Below are 16959 nucleotides of genomic sequence, written 5' to 3' on the forward strand. Positions count from 1 at the left end.
CGAACTCGCCTGCCGCCACCGGCGCAGCGGCCCGGTGGTGCCGCCCCGGGGGGCCGGTCGGCCCCCTCCGCAGGGCCGGTCGGCCCTCCGGGGCGGGGGCGGCGGCTCAGGCCGCCTCGGGGATGGCGCGCCCGTACGTGGCGAGCGTGACGTCCGCCGGCTCGGGGCCGCCGCGCCGGCCGGTCTCGAGCCCGTCGAGGGCGGCGAGCTGCCCGGCGTCGAGGGAGAAGCCGAAGACGTCGATGTTCTCCGCGATCCGCTCCCGCCGGGTGGACTTCGGGATGACCGAGCGGCCCTGCTGGAGCCCCCAGCGCAGCAGCACCTGGGCCGGGCTCCGGCCGTGCTCCGCGGCGATGCGCGTCACCACCGGGTCCTGGAGGACACTGCGGCGGTCCTCGCCGTAGCCGGGGTAGAACGTGATCCCGCCGATGGGCGACCATGCCTGGTTGACGATGCCGTGCGCGTCGTCGAAGTCCAGCACGGCGCGCTGCTGGAAGTACGGGTGGATCTCCAACTGGTTCACCGCGGGGACCACCGAGGTCGCCTCGAGCAGCGCGGTCAGGTGCTCGACCATGAAGTTGCTGACGCCGATCGCCCGGACCCGGCCGTCGGCCAGCAGCGTCTCCAGGGCGCGGTAGGCGGCCGTGGTCCGCTCGAAGTCCGACGGCAGGGCCTGGTGCAGGATCAGCAGGTCGATCCGGTCCAGCCCGAGCTTGGCGGCGCTCTTGTCGAAGCCGTGCAGCGTCTCGTCGTAGCCGTAGTCGCTGATCCAGATCTTCGTCTCGACGAACAGCTCCTCGCGCGGCACACCGGAGTTGCGGAGGGCCTGCCCGACCTCGTGCTCGTTGCCGTAGGCGGCGGCGGTGTCGATGTGGCGGTAGCCGAGGTCGAGCGCGGCGGCGACCGCGGCCCGGGTCTCCTCGGGCGGGGTCTGGAAGACGCCGAGCCCGAGGGCGGGCATCCGGACGCCGTTGTTGAGGGTGAGGTACTCCATCACGCGGTCCTTTCGTCGCGGGCGCCCAGGGTCCGGGTGGGAGGCAGGGCACGGCGGGGCGGTCTCGGGGCGGGCTCGGTGGTGCCTGCGTGGTGCTCGCGCCGTGCGGGTGCCCCGGACTCCTCCAGCCAACCGCGCACCGGCCCCGGGGTGGGAGTCACTGCTCTTCCAGGTAACGGCAGTACCTCGCAGGGCCCGGGCGCCGGATCTACGGTGGAGGAGCCGGCCGAACCCGTCGAACCGGCTGATACCCGCAGAAACCGACCGTACCGTCGAGGCCGCCAGGTACCGCCGAACCCGCCCACCACGAGGAGCCCCGTGCCCAAGGAGAACCTGGCCGCCGAGGTCCGCGAGTTCCTCAGCACCCGCCGCGCCCGGATCACCCCCGCACAGGCCGGGCTGCCGGTCCACGGCGGCGGGACCCGGCGGGTCGCGGGACTGCGCCGGGAGGAGGTCGCGCTGCTCGCCGGAATGAGCGTCGACTACTACGTGCGCCTGGAGCGCGGCAACCTCGGCGGCGTCTCCGACTCCGTACTGGAGGCGCTCGCGCACGCGCTGCGACTCGACGAGGCCGAGCGCGCCCACCTGTACGACCTGGCCCGCGCCGCCACCCCGTCCGGCCGCCGCCCGTCCGCCACCGCCTCGCGCGTCCGCCCCACCATCCTGCGGCTGCTCGACTCGATGACCGGCGTACCGGCGTACGTGCGCAACGCGCGTTTCGACGTCATCGCCGCCAACGCCCTGGGCCGGGCCCTGTACGCACCGGTCTTCGACTCCCCGCTCTTCGCCCGGTGCGGCCCGGTCAACACCTCGCGCTTCCTGTTCCTCGACCCGGCCGGGCGGGACTTCTGGCCCGACTGGGACAAGGCCGCCGACGACTCCGTGGCCTTCCTGCGCACCGAGACCGGCCGGGCGCCCCACGACCGGGCGCTGACCGATCTGGTCGGCGAACTCACCACCAGGAGCGACGAGTTCGCCCGGCGCTGGGCCCGCCACGACGTGAAGTTCCACCGCAGCGGCCTGAAGCGCCTGCACCACCCGCTGGTCGGCGACCTCGCCCTGCCCTACGAGGCGCTGGACCTGCCGTCCGACCCGGGCCTGCGGCTGAACGCCTACACCCCCGAACCGGACTCGCCGGAACAGGAGGCGCTGGGGCTGCTCGCCGCCTGGGCGGGCGCCGGCACCGCCGTCCCGGCCCGGGACACCTGAACCACGAGGAGACCACCCCATGCACTACCGACCGCTCGGCCGCACCGGCGTCCAGGTCAGCCCGCTCTGCCTCGGCGCCATGATGTTCGGCCCCTGGGGCAACGAGGACCAGGCCGACTCCGTCCGGATCATCCACCGCGCCCTGGACGCCGGGATCAACTTCGTCGACACCGCGGACGTCTACTCCGGCGGCGTCTCGGAGGAGATCGTCGGGAAGGCGCTGAAGGACCGCCGTGCGGACGTGGTCCTGGCCACCAAGTTCTTCATGCCGATGAGCCAGGACGACCCCAACCGGCGCGGCGGCTCGCGGCGCTGGATCATCCGCGAGGTGGAGGACTCCCTGCGGCGGCTGGGCACCGACCACATCGACCTCTACCAGGTCCACCGCCCCAGCCCCGACACCGACGTCGCCGAGACGCTGGGCGCGCTGACCGACCTCGTCCGGCAGGGCAAGATCCGCTATCTCGGCTCCTCGTCCTACACCGGCTCGCAGATCGTCGAGGCGCAGTGGGCCTCCCGTGAACGCCGCCTGGAGCGGTTCGTCACCGAGCAGCCGCCGTACTCGATCCTGGTCCGCGGCATCGAGGAGGACGTGCTGCCCACCGTGCGCCGCCACGGCATGGGCACGCTGACCTACAGCCCGCTCGCCGGCGGCTGGCTCTCCGGCCGCTACCGCAAGGACGCCACCTCCGGTCCGGCCTCCGCGGCGCGGCCCGGGGCCCGCTTCGACCTGGCCAGCCCCGCCAACCAGCGCAAGCTCGACGCTGTCGAGCAGCTCGCGCTGCTCGCCGAGTCCAGCGGCCTGACCCTGATCGAGCTGGCCGTCGCCTTCGTGCTCCAGCACCCCGGCGTCACCTCCGCGATCATCGGGCCGCGCACCATGGAGCAGCTCGACGCCTTCCTGCCCGCCGCCGACGCCACCCTGCCCGCCGACGTCCTCGACCGCATCGACGAGATCGTGGCGCCCGGCGTCACCGTCAACCCCGCGGACAACAGCTACGGCGACTTCGACCTGCGCCCCGACCAGCGCCGCCGCTGAGCGCCCCCGGGCCGGCCGCGGCCCGCCGCCGCCCGGTCAGGCGCGGGCGGACTGCTGGAACGTCTCGACCCGGCAGCGGGCCGCGCCGCTGCGCCTCCTCGCCGGTGATCCTCGGCTTGCCGCCCCGGCGGCCGCGGGCCGCCCGTTCGCGGATCGCGGTTCCGGTCGTGCCGTGATCGAGGAGGACGTGCACGGGGCCGGAGGCGTCGACGGCGATCAACGCTGTTCCCGCCCGTGCCCGAGGGCGTCGAGGACATCGGCCGTACTGAGCGCGGTGCGGGTTTCGCGCTCCAGTCGGGCGGCCATTTCCGCGAGGGTGGGCTTGGCGGCCTCCCTGGTGAGGAGTTCCAGCGCGTACGCCTCGAGCGGTATGCCCGCCTGTGCCGCACGGACCTTCAGGACGTTGACGGTGCCGTCCGGGACATCCCGGATCGTGATCGCGGTCATGCCTTTGTTCTAGCGGAAATGCAGGTGTTCCGGCGGCGGTGCAGGCGAAACGCGGGCACCGGCGGTCGGGGCCGGACTCGTGTCCGGGGTCCGGGGCGGCGCAGCCGGTCGCGGGGTCTCAGGCGGGACGCGAGTGCTGGTCGAGTGGTGCTCCCCGGGGGGTCGGGAGGGTGGAGCGGGCCGCAGGACGCGGCCCGCGGGCCGGCGGGAGTTCCCCCGGCCTCCCCCCGGGACAAGGGAGAACGCGACCATGCCGACGGGTGTTTCGGGGCACGACGCGGCGCCGGGCCGAGCGCCTTGGTGAGCGGCCGGCACACGCGGGTGTGCCTCGTCGGGGCCGGACCGCGCGGGCTGTCCGTACTGGAGCGGCTGTGCGCCCAGGAGCGCAAGTCCCCGCGGTGGGACCGGGTGACCGTGCACGTGGTCGACCCGGAGCCGGCCGGCGCGGGGCGGGTGTGGCGCCCGGCGCAGTCGCCGCACCTGCTGATGAACACCGTGGCCTCGCAGGTCACGGTCTACACCGACCAGAGCGTGCACATGCGCGGCCCGCTGGAGGAGGGGCCGAGCCTGTACGCGTGGGCCAGGGCGCTGGGCCTCGGCACGCTCCCGCCCGGACCGGCCACCCCCACCGCCGCGAGGGTGGTGGCCGAGGCCCGCGCGCTGGACCCGGACACGTATCCCACCCGCGCGCTGTACGGCCACTACCTGGCCTGGGCCTTCCACCGGATCGTGGCGGGCGCCCCCGCGCACGTGGCGATCCGGGTGCACCGGGTGCGCGCGGTGGCCCTGGAGGACGAGCCGGCGGCGCACGGCCCGCCCGCCCCGTACGGGCCGCAGCGCGTGTCGCTGGCGGACGGCACCCGGCTGACGGCGCTGTCCGCGGTGGTGCTCGCCCAGGGCCACGTGCCCGCCGGGCCGGACGGACCGCAGCGCGCCCTGGCGGACTTCGCCGCCCGCAACGGCCTGCTGCACATCGGCCCCGCCAACCCCGCCGACGTGGACCTGTCGGGCGTCGCGCCGGGCGAGCCGGTGCTGCTGCGCGGGCTCGGCCTGAACTTCTTCGACTACATGGCGCTGTTCACCCACGGCCGCGGCGGGCGGTTCGAGCGGACCGACGGCCGGCTGGTCTACCGGCCCTCGGGCCGGGAGCCGCGGATGTACGCCGGTTCGCGGCGCGGCGTCCCGTACCACGCGCGGGGCGAGAACGAGAAGGGCGCGCACGGCCGGCACACCCCGCGGCTGCTGACCGCCGAACACGTCGCGCGGCTGCGCGCGCCGGGCACGGCACCCTTGCGTTTCGGCACCGACCTGTGGCCGCTGATCTCCAAGGAGGTGCGCGCCGTCTACTACGAGGCGCTGCTCGCCGCGCGGGAGGGTGAGGGTGACGGTGCCCGCGGGGGCGCCGCCGCGGGGTTCGCCGCGGCCTTCCTGCGGGCCGCGCCGGGCGCGGCGGAGGACGCCGTGCTCGACGCCTCCGGGATCGGGCCCGAACAGCGCTGGGACTGGGCGGCGATCACCCGCCCGTACGGCACCCGGGCCTTCGCCGACCTCGCCGACTTCCGCGGCTGGCTGCGCGCGCACCTCGTGCGGGACGTGGCCGAGGCGCGCCGCGGCAATGTGCGCGGGCCGCTGAAGGCCGCCCTGGACGTGCTGCGGGACCTGCGCAACGAGATCCGGCTCGCCGTCGACCACGGCGGCCTCGACGGCGCCTCCTACCGCGACGAGCTGGCCGCCTGGTACACGCCCCTGAACGCCTACCTGTCCATCGGCCCGCCCGCCCGCCGGGTGGAGGAGATGATCGCGCTGCTGGACGCCGGCGTGCTCGAACTGACCGGCCCCGGCATGCGGGTGGCGCCCGACCCGGGGGACGGCGTGCGCGGCGCGGGCTTCGTCGCGACCTCGGCCGAGATCCCCGGCGTACGGGTCCGGGCCGCCGCGCTGATCGAGGCCCGGCTGTGCGACGCCGACCTGCGCCGCACGGAGGACCCGCTGCTGCGGGGACTGCTGGCCGCCGGGCAGTGCCGCCCCTACCGCATCCCCGGGCGGGAGGGCGGCGACTACGAGACCGGCGGCCTGGCCGTCTCCCCCCGCCCCTACCACCTGCTGCGCGCCGACGGCACCGCGCATCCGCGGCGCTTCGCCTACGGCGTGCCCACCGAGTCCGTGCACTGGGTCACGGCCGCCGGGATACGGCCCGGGGTCGGGTCCGTGACGCTGGAGGACTCCGACGCGATCGCGGGCAGCGTCCTCGCGCTGTCCGCGCCGCCGGTGCCGCCGGCCACCGCGCCGCCCGCCGCCGCATCGCCCGTTCCCGCGCCGCCGGCCGCCGCGCCGCCCGTCCTGCCGGACCCCGCTGCTCCGGCCGCCGCCCGTACGGAAGAGGTGCACCAGTGAGCACAGCGCGCGCCGGTTCGGCGTACCCCGGCACGGAACCCGCCGCCCCCGTAGCGCCGCGGGAGCAGATCCCCGCTGTGCAGCCGGACTCCGGGCTGCTCTCCCCGGTCCGCGTGGGCACCGCCGTGGAGGCCGCGGTCGGTGACACCGCCTGGCTCCAGGCGATGCTGGACGCGGAATCCGCACTGGTCCGGGCGCAGGCCCGGTGCGGCACGGTGCCGGCGGCCGCCGCCGAGGCGATCACGGCCGCGGCCCGGGCCGAGCTGTTCGACGTACGCCGGCTCGCCCTGGCCGCACGCGGCACCGCAAACCCGGTGGTCGGCCTGGTGGCCGCGCTGACCGCCGAGGTCGCACGGCGGGCGCCCGAAGCCGCGGAGTACGTGCACCGCGGGTCCACCAGCCAGGACATCCTCGACACCGGCGCCATGCTGGTCTCGGCACGGGCGCTGCGCCTGGTGCTGGCGGACCTGCGGGCCGCGGCCGGCGCGCTGGCGCGGCTGGCGGCCGCGCACCGGGACACCGCGATGCCCGGCCGGACACTCGCCCTGCACGCGGTGCCGACCACCTTCGGGCTGAAGGCCGCGGGGTGGCGGCAGCTCGTGCTGGACTCCGTCGCGCGCCTGGAGGCGGTGGCCGACCACGGGCTGCCGGTCTCCCTGGGCGGTGCGGCCGGCACGCTGGCGGGCTACCTCCAGTACGCGGCCATGGCGCGGGCGGGCGGCGGGGGAGCGCCTGCCGACGGCGGCGCCGGCTCGCTCGGCTCCCTGGGCGCCCTCACGGACGCCTTCGCCGCGGAGACCGGTCTCGCGCGGCCGGTGCTGCCCTGGCACGCGCTGCGCACCCCGATCGCCGACCTGGGCGCGGCCCTGGCCCACACCGCGGGCGCGCTGGGCAAGATGGCCGCGGACGTCCAGGTGATGGCGCGCACCGAGGTCGGCGAGGCCACCGAGCCCGGCGGCGCCGGGCGCGGCGCGTCGTCGGCGATGCCGCACAAGGCCAACCCGGTGCTGGCGACGCTCATCCGGTCGGCCGCGGTGCAGGTGCCCGCGCTCAGCTCGGTCCTGGCGCAGTGCATGCCGGCCGAGGACGAGCGCTCGGCCGGGCTGTGGCACGCCGAGTGGCAGCCGCTGCGCGAGTGCCTGCGGCTGACCGGCGGCGCCGCCCGCGCCGCCGCCGAGCTGGCCGCGGGCTTGAGCGTGCACCCGGCGCGGATGCGCGCCAACCTCGACGCCACGGCCGGGCAGATCGTCTCCGAGCGCCTCGCCGCCCACCTCGCGCCGCTGCTCGGCAGGGCCGCCGCCCGGGACCTGCTCACCGCGGCCGCCCTGGCCGCCCGGCGCACCGGACGCCCGCTCGGCGACGTACTGGCCGAACAGCCCGCGGTCGGCGGCGTCCTGACCCGCGGCGAACTGGCCGGACTGCTCGACCCCGAGCAGTACACCGGCGTCGCCGGCCCCCTGGTCGACCAGGCCCTCCGCCAGTGACCCCGCGGCCCCTGCCACGACCGAGCCCCCACGCTTCCGCCCGCTCCCGCCCGCCGTGCCGTACGACCCGGGCCGGCGCCACCGCGCCCGCCCGCCGCACCTGCCGCATCCCATCGCCCCCGCCGGAGGATTCCATGCCGCCCCTGCCGCCCGCCCGTGTCGTCCGCGCCGTCGAAGGCGTGCGCTCGGCCCTCCAGGGCCTGACCCGCAAGATCGCACCGCCGCCGTTCGCCCTGCTGGAGCTGGTGCAGGGCGCGATGGTCAGTCAAGCCCTCTACGTGGCCGCCGAGTTGCGGGTCGCGGAGGCCCTGACCGGTGGCCCGCTGCGGCCGGAGGAGCTGGCGCGGCGGACTGGCGCCGAAGCCGACACCCTGCACCGGGTGCTGCGGCTGCTGGCGAGCTACGACGTGTTCACCGAGCTGAAGGACGGCCGGTTCGCGCTCACCCCGATGGCGCGGGCCCTGGTCGAGGACGCGCCGATGTCGATGCGCGGCATCGCGCTGCTGATGGGCCACCCCATCCACTGGGAGGACTGGGGCTGCCTGGTCGACGCGGTGCGCACGGGTGAGCCCAGCCTGCCCAAGCTGCGCGGCATGGGCGCGTTCGACTACCTGGAGGCCAACCCCGAGTACGGGGCGGTCTTCACCGCCGGGATGGGGGCGATGTCGGCCACGGAGACCGAACCGCTGCTCGCCGCCTACGACTTCAGCCGCTTCGGCACCGTGGTCGACTTCTGCGGCGGCCGCGGCGACCTGCTCGCCGGGGTGCTGAAGAAGGTGCCCTCGGCGCGCGGCATCCTGTCCGACCCGCGGGTGGGCACCAACGGCGCCGCCGCCTTCCTGGCCGAGCAGGGCCTGTCCGAGCGCTGCGCCGTCGCCGACGGCGGCCTGTTCGACCCGGTGCCGCCGGGCGGTGACGCCTACCTGCTCAAGCACATCGTGCACGACTGGCCCGAGCCGCAGGCCCTGGAGATCCTCACCAACGTGCGCAAGGCGATGAACCCCGGCGGGCGGCTGCTGGTGATGGAGATGGTCGTCCCCGACCGGCGCAACAGCCCGCACGCCGGCAAGCTCACCGACCTGTGGCTGATGCTGCTGGTCGGCGGCAAGGAACGCACCCGCGCCCAGTACGCGGAGCTGCTGGCCAAGGCCGGGTTCACGCTGGAGCGCGTGGTGCAGACCGCGTCGGCGCTGTCGGTGGTGGAGGCGTCCGTACGCTGAGCCCGCACGGCACGCAGCCGGCCCCGCGGCCTCTTCTTGAGGCCGCGGGGCCGGTGCACGTGGTGGACCCGGCCGGGCCTCAGCCCGTGCCGAGTCGGAAGCCGACCCCGCGCACCGTCACCACCCAGCCGCTGCCGCCGAGTTTGCCGCGCAGGCTGCTGACGTGCGTGTCGATGGTGCGGCGGGACCAGGAGTCGCCCCACACCTGCTGGAGCAGCTGCTTGCGCGGGATGACCGTGTCCGGCTGGGACGCCAGCAGGTAGAGCAGGTCGAACTCCTTGCGGGTCAGCGCCACCGGCTCGTCGTCCACGCTGACCTCGCGCGAGTCGACGTCGATGTGCAGCCGCCCGTGCCGGATGTCCCGGGCCGCGGCCGGCTCCCACCGGGTGCGCCGCAGCACCGCCTCCATCCGCGCCATCAACTCCCGCAGCCCGTACGGCTTGGTGACGTAGTCGTCGGCGCCCGCGTGCAGCCCGAGCACGCAGTCCAGCTCGGAGCGGCGGGAGGTGACGATGATGATCGGCACCCGGCTGACCGCGCGCAGGGCGCGGCAGACCTCCAGCCCGTCGAGGTCGGGCAGGTCGAGGTCGAGCAGCACCATCTCGACGTCCTCGTACGCGGTGAGGGCGGCGCTGCCGTGGCCGACGCCGACCGGGTCGTGGCCGTGGCGCCGCAGTTGGGCGGTGAGCGACCCGGCGCGGTCGGCGTCCGCGTCCACCACCAGGACGCGCTGCCCGGCGGGTGCGGGAGCCGCCGGCGCGGGCCCGGCCGCCGGTACGGCCACGGGCCCGGCCGCGAGGAGGGGCCCGCGGGGTTCCAGCAGGGCCCGTGACGGTGTCTGACGCATGCCTTCCCCCTGGGGTGTGCTCCGCTGGTCCACTGGTCCGCGGTGGTGCGGCCGGCCCGTCCCGCGGGCCGGGCGGGCGCGGCTACGGACGGGTGGCCGGCTGCGCGGCCGGCTCCGGACGGGAGGCCGACAGCGGCTGCCCGGGGTTCAGGACCCACGCCGAGTCGTGCCGGGTGAAGCCGACCCGCGGGTAGTAGCCGACCGCGGCGGGCGCCGACAGCAGCACCACCTTGGCGTCCGGGGCCTGCCGCCGGGTCTCCTCCATCAGCGCCAGGCCCACTCCGGCGCGCTGGTGGGAGCCCGCGACCGCGATGTCCGACAGGTAGGTGACGTAGGAGAAGTCCGAGACACTGCGGGCGATGCCGATCAGCGCGCCGTCGGCGTCCCGGGCCACCACCACGAGGTTCGCCTGCCGCACCATCGCGGCCATCCGCTCCCGGTCGCCGACCGGCCGCCGCTCGCCCAGGCCCGAGGAGTGGTAGACCGCCAGCGCCTCGTCCAGGTCCAGGTCGCCTCCCTCGACCCGCTCGGTCTTCCAGGTCGGTTCAGTCGTCCCGCTCATTGAGCTTCTCCAATCGCCGTCGTATGACGTCATGGTGGGTCAGGAAGCGCTCGGGGCGCGGCGCGTCCCGCAGGGTGATGCCCTCCTCGGCCAGGGTGTCGGCGAACGGCCGGCCGGTGGCGGCCGTACGGTTCGCCGCGGCCTGCGCCGAGCGGTAGGCCCGCTCCCGGTCGGCGCCCCCGCCGAGGAGGTCGTAGAGGACCGCGGAGCTGTGGACGAGCCCGCCGGTGCGGTCGACGGCCGCCCGCATCCGGTCGGCGTGCACCTCCAGCCCGGCCACCAGCTCCGCGGCCCGGGTCGCCTGGAAGTGGCCGACCGACAGGCTGTCGGGCAGGATGACCCGCTCCACGGACTGGTGGGCCAGGTCGCGTTCGTGCCACAGGGCGACGTTCTCCAGCGCCGCGGTGGCGTAGCCGCGCAGCAGCCGGGCCAGGCCGCACAGCCGCTCGCTGGTGGTGGGGTTGCGCTTGTGCGGCATGGCGCTGGACCCCTGGTAGGCCGCCGCCCGCCCCTCCTCCACCTCGGCGACCTCGGTGCGCTGCAACAGCCGCAGCTCCAGGGCGATCTGCTCCACGCACGCCCCCAGCGCCGCCACCGCCTGGAGCAGTTGGGCGTGCCGGTCGCGGGCGACGACCTGGCTGGGGGCGGGCTCGATGCCCAGGCCCAGCGCCTGGCAGACGTGGGCCTCCACGGCCGGGTCGATGAGCGCGTAGGTGCCCACCGCCCCGGAGACCGTCCCCACCGCGACGGCCTCCCGGGCCGCGGCCAGCCGCCGCAGCGACCGGTCGACGGCGAAGGCGTGGCCGGCGAGCTTGTGGCCGAAGGTGGTCGGCTCGGCGTGCACTCCGTGGGTGCGGCCGATCATCAGCGTGTCCCAGTGCTCCAGCGCCCGGTCCACCAGCACCCCGCGCAGCCGCCGCCCGGCCGCCGCCAGCAGGTCGGTGGCCCGCGCCAGGGTGTGGCCGAGCGCGGTGTCCACCAGGTCGTAGCTGGTCATGCCGAGGTGCACCCAGCGGGCCGAGGACGCCGGCATGTCCTCGCAGTACGCCGCGAGGAAGGAGAGCACCTCGTGGTCGCGTTCCTTCTCGAACTCCGCGACCCGGTCGGCGCGCGGCACCCGCGCCGCGCGGATGTCCGCCAGCGCGTCCTGCGGCACCCGGCCGAGCCGCACCTGCGCCTCGGTCGCGAGAATCTCGACGCGGACCCAGGTCGCGTACCGGGCCTGGTCGGTGAACAGGTCCGACATCTCGGGCAGGGTGTAACGGGGGATCATGGCACGACCTCGTCTCCGTGGGGCGTCGGGCTCGAACGGCCGGTGGGGGTCTTGCAGGCGGTGTTGCCGGCGGCGTCGCAGGGGCCCTTGGCGGGGGCCTGTGCGGGGGACGTGCGGGCGGGTCAGTACACCTCGAAGTACTCGCGCTGCTCCCACGGCGTGACCTCGTCCCCGGCCGAACCGGTCGCCGCGCACCAGCTGGTGAAGCGCCGCAGCTCGCTCTCCTTGAGCTCGACCAGGCACGCCTTGAGCGGGTCGCCGAGCAGCCGCTCGGCGCGGCCGGCGCGGAAGGCGGCCAGCGACTCGGCCAGCGACTGCGGCACCAGCTCCGGCGCCGCGCCCGCCGCCCGGGGCACGCGCCCGGTGTCGGCCGTGCCGGCCAGCCCCTCCAGGCCCGCGAACAACTGCCCGGCGATGGCCAGGTACGGGTTGGCGCACGGCTCCGCGCCGCGGTTCTCGATGTGCGCGCCGGCGCCGCCGCCGACCATGCGCAGCATGGCGCTGCGGTCCTCCCGGTTCCAGTCGACCCGGGTGGGCGCCAGGGTGTGGCGCGGGCCGAGCCGCCGGTAGCCGTTGACCGTGGGCACCGACAGCAGGAACAGCTCCCGGCTCCAGGCCAGCAGCCCGTCCGCGTACGCCTTGGTCTGCGGCGACAGGTCGCCGGCCGGGCCCTCGGCGGCGAACAGGCCCCGGCCGGTCGCGGTCTCCCGCACGGACTGGTGCAGGTGCCAGCCGCTCGGGTCGAAGGAGTCCAGCAGCGGCAGCGACATGAAGGAGGCGTGGTGGCCGCGCCGCGCGCAGAACCGCTTGGTGGCAGTGCGGAACAGCAGCATCGCGTCGGCGGTGTCGAGCGCGGACATCGGGCTGAAGGTGCACTCGACCTGGCCGGGGCCCGACTCGTGCTCCACCGAGCGCAGCGGCAGCCCCAGTTCGAGCAGGTGCAGCGCGAGCGGGTCGGTGATCGGGGCGACGGAGTCGTAGCGGGCGTCCAGGTTGAACTGGTAGCCGGCGTTGACGGCCGCGGCGCGCGGCGCCTCGCCCTGGCGGCCGAACCCGTTGCCCGCGTTGCCCGGGGCGCCGTCGAGCAGGCGGGTGAGGTACCACTCGACCTCCAGCCCGACCACCGGCGCGTACCCCTGCTCGGCGTACGCGGCCTGGGTGCGGCGCAGCACCGCCCGCGAGGACAGCGGGTGCGGGGTGCCGTCGCGCAGGTACTCGTCGCCGATCACCCAGGCGGTGCGCGGCCCGTCGCCGGGCAGCAGCTGGAAGGTCAGCGGGTCGGGCACCAGGATGAAGTTGCCCGCGCCGGCGATCTCCGCCACGCCGATGCCGGGCTCGCCGAGGAAGTCCACCGCGACCGCGTGGCCGGTGTCGAAGACGAAGGGCCCGGGGCTGAAGTTCATGCCGTGGCGCAGCACCGAGCGGAAGGCGTCCGCGGTGAGCGTCTTGGACCGGGCCAGGCCGTGCGGGTCGGGGAAGACCAGCCGGACGAGGTCGACCTCCCCGAGGCGGGCCTCGATCCGTTCGGCGACGGCGGACTGCTCATCGCTCCACAGCCCGTGGGCGGCGACGAAGCACGGGCTTCCGACGCTGTCCTCGGCGGACACGGAGCGCCAAGACCGGGTGTACACGGTTCACAGGGTCCTTTCGGTGGCGGCCACCAGTTCGTGCGGCGCGCGGGGCGGGGGGAGCTGTCCGAGGGCCGACTCCAGCCGGCGGGCCGCCTCGATCACCGGCTCGTCGGCCCCGAAGGCGCCGACGAGCTGGACACCGACCGGCAGCCCGGCGCGGGTCAGCCCGGCCGGCAGGGTGAGGGCGGGCTGACCGGTCAGGTTGAACGGGTAGGTGGCCGGCGACCACGCCAGCCACAGCAGGTCACGGGGGTCGGCGGCCCACGTCGGCGCGATGGCGCCCGCCTCGAACGGCTCGACGGGCACCGTGGCCATGGCCAGCAGCTCGTGGCGGGCCATGACCGCGCGCAGCCGGACCCGGGTGCGCTGCCGCACCTCCTCGGCGCGCAGCACCGCCGCGCCGGTCAGGCGCCGCCCGTAGCGGACCACCTCCAGCCGGCCCGGGTCGCACAGCTCCTCGTCCCGCGCCGCCGTGCCGGCCGCCTCGGCGGCGGCCAGGATGTCGACCAGGGCCGGGTACAGGTCGGTGCACCGCACCTCCACCGGCTCGACGAGGTAGCCCAGTTCGGCCAGCGCGGACCGGGCCCGCTCCGCGACCCGGCGGACCTCGTCGCTGGTGCCGTCCCACTCGATCCAGCCGACGCGCCGGGCGGCGCCCCGCGGGGGCGCCTCGATCGAGCCGAGCCCGGAGTCGGGGTCGCCGGGGTGCGGGCCGCCGGCCGCGGCGGCCAGCGCGGCGGCCTCGGCCACCCCGCGGGCCAGCGTGCCCTGGTGGGACAGCCGGTCCGCGCAGCCGGGCACGTAGGGGATCAGCCCGTACGACGGCTTGTAGCCGACCACGCCGCAGAACGCCGCGGGAATGCGGACCGAGCCGGCCCCGTCGGTGCCGAGCGCGCCGTCGCCGAGCCCGGTGGCCACCGCCGCCGCCGCGCCGCCGCTGGAGCCGCCGGCCGTCCGCGCCGGGTCGTACGGGTTGCCGGTCGGCGGCGCGACCCGGCTGACCGTCGACGCGCTCCAGCCGTACTCGGAGGTGGTCGTCTTGCCGATGACGATCGCACCGGCCGCCCGCAGCCGCGCGACGGCCGGGGCGTCGGCGCGCTCCCGCCGGTTGGCCAGGAAGGAGCCGCGGGCGGTGGGCAGGTCGCGGGTCTGGAGCAGGTCCTTCACCGAGACCGTGACGCCCAGCAGCGGCGCCCCCGTCCAGGCGTCGGCGCCGCGCTCGGCGATGCGCAGGTCGGCGGCCTCGGCGGCGCGCAGCGCCTCCTGCCCGGCCACCGCGACGAACGCGCCCAGGGTGTCGCGCTCGTGCGCGGCCGCCAGGACCGAGCCGACGTGCTCCACGACGGTGGTCTCGCCCCTGCGCAGCCGGTCCTTGAGGGCGCCGAACGCCTCGGCGGCGGTCATCGGACCGCGCCCGCGGGGTCGGACAGCGCGGCGCCGCTGCCGGCCGGGCAGGTGATCGTCCGCCAGTGCCACCCGGCGTCGAAGGACGTCACCGCCAACGGCACGCCCTTCGCGACGAGTCGGGCGGCCAGTCCGGTCGCGCGGGCGAGCAGGCCCGACACCCGGTGGGCGACCAGCAGGTCCTCCTCGTCGAACGGGGCGCCCGCGCAGCGCAGCAGCCGCAGGTCGATGAAGCCGTTGAAGACCCGGCCGCCCACCTCGACCGCCTGCGGCGAGCGGATGGAGAAGCGGACCTTGTTGGTGACGTGCCCGTGGTGGTGCTGGTCGGAGAAGAACGCGACGTCGGGAATGGTGGGCGGCACGAAGTGGTCGCGGGCCACCACCGCCGGGTCCCGGGGGAGGTTGCCGGGCACGAAGTGCCAGGAGTTGTACTGCATGCGCGAGGACATCGCCCAGGCCGCGTCCGCGAGCGTCGCGGCCGAGCCGCCGAAGTGGGCGCGGGCCTGCTCCCGCGGCACCACGCAGCAGAAGTAGCGGGTGATGTCCCAGTCGCAGATCTCCGCCCAGCGCTCCTCGCGCATCCGCTCCACGAGGTCGGGCAGCGACCGCATCCCGCGGCTCATCGCGAAGTCGGCACGGAACTCCTCGGCGCAGGCGGCCACCGTCTCGTACAGCAGCGACTCCAGGCCGGTGGCGAAGGAGCCGTGCGGTTCGGCCAGCCACAGCGGGCCCGCCCCGCCGGGCAGGCCCAGCTCGCCGAGGCTCGCGCCGGCCAGCGGCAGCCGCCCGGCCAGGCGGGCGGCCAGCCGCGCGTCGCGCTCGCGCACCGCGTCGGTGTCGGCGCCCACGCGCTCGATCTTGTGCATCAGCGGGCCGTGGATCTCGCGGTAGAGCCGTGCGGTGCCGAGCAGTTGGCGGCGGCGGGCGCCCAGCGCCTCGGCGAGCGCGGCCAGGTCCGCCACCCGGTGCGAGGCGGCCGCGGCGACGGGTGTGCCGCCGGGGACGGCTTCGTAGGCCACCCGGACCCGCTCCAGCATCGCCGCGACGTGGTCCAGGCCGAGCTGGGTGCCGTTGGCCTCCTCGACGCGGCCGAAGCCGGCCGAGCGGATCAGCAGCGTCAGCGCGATCAGCATCTGCACGTCGCTGTCCGACCACAGCTCCAGCGGCAGGCCCTTCAGGCTGCTGAGCACGCAGTCGGGGTGGCCCGGCCACAGGGTCTTGCCGGTGATGGTGTTCTGGTCGCGGAAGTTGGTGTACCTGCGGTCGTCCTGGTACAGCACGAACGGGGCGGTGCGCAGGGCCGCCTCCCTCGCCTGCTCGACCAGTTCGTCACGGCCCTTGCCGCCCTGCCGGTCCAGCCAGCCGCGGCAGTCCGCCAGGGTCCGGGCGGTGCGGACGGCGGCCCGGTCCAGCCGGTCCTGGTAGGCGTCGGCGGCCTGCCGCGACCACGGCACCCGCAGCACCCCGCCGACCAGTTCGGAGCGGTCGAGCGGCCCCTGCGCCGGGGCGCGCAGCACCACCCGGCCGCCCTTGGTCAGGCCCAACTCGCCGAGGAAGACCGGCTCGTCGGCGTCGGTGCCGGTGCCGGTGCCGTTGCCGGTGTCGGTCTCCGCGTCGGTGTCGGTGGCGGGGACGGGGACGGTCGGGGCGTCCGGGGCGTCCGGGTCGGGCGTCCGCCAGGTCAGCCCCCACAGGGCCATGACCGCGGCCTCGTCGGAGGTGCTCAGCGCCCGCAGCTGGACGTCCGGCGGCACGTGCCCGTCGAGGCCGAGCAGGACCTCCACCGCCGCCCGCGGGCCGGCCGCCGTCCGCGCCCGCTCCCACACCCGGCCGAGCAGCCCGGGGAAGCCCGCGGCCGCCTCGCGTGTCCGGTCCGGGCCGGCGGCGGCGCCCGCGGGCGTGCCGAGCCGGCTGGGGCGGCGGCTGATCCGCTTCCTCGCGTTGGCCGCGCGGCGGCTGCCGCGCTCCGGCGACCCGCTCACCGGGTCGCCGCGGGGAACTCGACGAGGTTCCACAGGCTGTCGTCGGACGGCTTCCAGTCCTCGTCGACGTAGATGCAGTCCACCGGGCACTCCAGCACGCAGGCGGGGCAGCCCGAGCACAGCTCCGGGATGATCACCACGTCCAGGCCGCGGTCCACGATGGCGCCGAACTCCGCCGGACAGCCGCGCAGACAGCTGTCGCAGGTGATGCACTCGGTGGTCTCGATACGGCGCGGCGGCTTCCGCCAGCTGCTGCTGCGAGTCCGCGCGGCGATCCGCTCGGATCGGGCGGACCGGTCCGCCGGCAGTGCGTTCTCGCTCACGGGCACTCACCCTCCGGGTCACTTCGAGGTGTCCGTCACTGATGTCGACACATGCTTGCGGTGCCGTCTGGACCACGCGCGGAGCTTCGGTGGTGGCGGGCTCGACCGGCGTGTTCAACCGCCGCGGGCGCCGGTTGAACACCGCGCGGC

General features: G+C 75.9%; 14 protein-coding genes. 5 read left to right on the top strand and 9 right to left on the bottom strand.

The features are described 5' to 3' along the window. Positions 1–106: 106 nt before the first annotated feature. On the bottom strand, positions 107–994 hold the full coding sequence (locus AC3EVP_RS20845; protein WP_435131704.1) for an aldo/keto reductase: 888 nt from the start codon (positions 992–994) through the stop codon (positions 107–109). Positions 995–1312: 318 nt separating this feature from the next. Here AC3EVP_RS20845 and AC3EVP_RS20850 point away from each other — a divergent pair, with 318 nt between their 5' ends. Together AC3EVP_RS20850 and AC3EVP_RS20855 are read left to right on the top strand one after the other, a co-directional pair. Then, on the top strand, positions 1313–2203 hold the full coding sequence (locus tag AC3EVP_RS20850; protein ID WP_435131706.1) for a helix-turn-helix transcriptional regulator: 891 nt from the start codon (positions 1313–1315) through the stop codon (positions 2201–2203). Between the two features lie 19 nt (positions 2204–2222). Next, positions 2223–3242, top strand: a complete 1020-nt coding sequence (locus AC3EVP_RS20855; protein ID WP_435131708.1) for an aldo/keto reductase — start codon at positions 2223–2225, stop codon at positions 3240–3242. Positions 3243–3458: 216 nt separating this feature from the next. Here AC3EVP_RS20855 and AC3EVP_RS20860 read toward each other — a convergent pair whose 3' ends face one another. After that, complete coding sequence (locus tag AC3EVP_RS20860) at positions 3459–3689, bottom strand: FitA-like ribbon-helix-helix domain-containing protein (protein WP_435131710.1); 231 nt, start codon at positions 3687–3689, stop codon at positions 3459–3461. A 300-nt stretch (positions 3690–3989) separates the two neighbouring features. On the opposite strand from AC3EVP_RS20860, the gene AC3EVP_RS20865 reads away from it, so the two are divergent. The 3 genes from AC3EVP_RS20865 (at position 3990) to AC3EVP_RS20875 (ending at position 8787) form a co-directional block, all read left to right on the top strand. After that, complete coding sequence (locus tag AC3EVP_RS20865) at positions 3990–6083, top strand: FAD/NAD(P)-binding protein (protein WP_435131711.1); 2094 nt, start codon at positions 3990–3992, stop codon at positions 6081–6083. A 77-nt stretch (positions 6084–6160) separates the two neighbouring features. Then, positions 6161–7567 carry a nitrosuccinate lyase gene (locus AC3EVP_RS20870; RefSeq protein ID WP_435131759.1) on the top strand — a complete coding sequence of 469 codons (1407 nt, stop codon included), beginning with the start codon at positions 6161–6163 and terminating at the stop codon, positions 7565–7567. Between the two features lie 134 nt (positions 7568–7701). Next, positions 7702–8787 (top strand): methyltransferase, encoded by a 1086-nt coding sequence (locus tag AC3EVP_RS20875; protein WP_435131713.1) that lies wholly within the window; start codon positions 7702–7704, stop codon positions 8785–8787. A gap of 79 nt (positions 8788–8866) precedes the next feature. On the opposite strand, the gene AC3EVP_RS20880 is transcribed toward AC3EVP_RS20875, so the two are convergent. From AC3EVP_RS20880 to AC3EVP_RS20910, 7 genes are all read right to left on the bottom strand, one after another. After that, positions 8867–9634, bottom strand: a complete 768-nt coding sequence (locus AC3EVP_RS20880; RefSeq protein ID WP_435131715.1) for a response regulator transcription factor — start codon at positions 9632–9634, stop codon at positions 8867–8869. 82 nt (positions 9635–9716) lie between these two features. Continuing rightward, positions 9717–10196: a GNAT family N-acetyltransferase gene (locus tag AC3EVP_RS20885; RefSeq protein ID WP_435131717.1), complete on the bottom strand. Its 480-nt coding sequence runs from the start codon at positions 10194–10196 to the stop codon at positions 9717–9719. Further along, entirely contained in the window at positions 10180–11469 is a 1290-nt protein-coding gene (purB, locus tag AC3EVP_RS20890) for an adenylosuccinate lyase (protein ID WP_435131719.1), read from the bottom strand. The genes AC3EVP_RS20885 and purB overlap by 17 nt, the downstream gene beginning before the upstream one ends. 122 nt (positions 11470–11591) lie before the next feature. Next, complete coding sequence (locus AC3EVP_RS20895; protein WP_435131721.1) at positions 11592–13100, bottom strand: type I glutamate--ammonia ligase; 1509 nt, start codon at positions 13098–13100, stop codon at positions 11592–11594. Positions 13101–13103: 3 nt separating this feature from the next. Further along, positions 13104–14504: an amidase gene (locus AC3EVP_RS20900; protein ID WP_435131722.1), complete on the bottom strand. Its 1401-nt coding sequence runs from the start codon at positions 14502–14504 to the stop codon at positions 13104–13106. Then, on the bottom strand, positions 14501–16486 hold the full coding sequence (locus tag AC3EVP_RS20905; RefSeq protein ID WP_435131724.1) for a hypothetical protein: 1986 nt from the start codon (positions 16484–16486) through the stop codon (positions 14501–14503). Before AC3EVP_RS20905 ends, AC3EVP_RS20900 begins: the two co-directional genes overlap by 4 nt. After that, positions 16483–16809 carry a 4Fe-4S dicluster domain-containing protein gene (locus tag AC3EVP_RS20910; protein WP_335983942.1) on the bottom strand — a complete coding sequence of 109 codons (327 nt, stop codon included), beginning with the start codon at positions 16807–16809 and terminating at the stop codon, positions 16483–16485. Before AC3EVP_RS20910 ends, AC3EVP_RS20905 begins: the two co-directional genes overlap by 4 nt. Positions 16810–16959 lie beyond the last annotated feature (150 nt).

The organism is Actinacidiphila sp. bgisy144 (assembly GCF_057708105.1).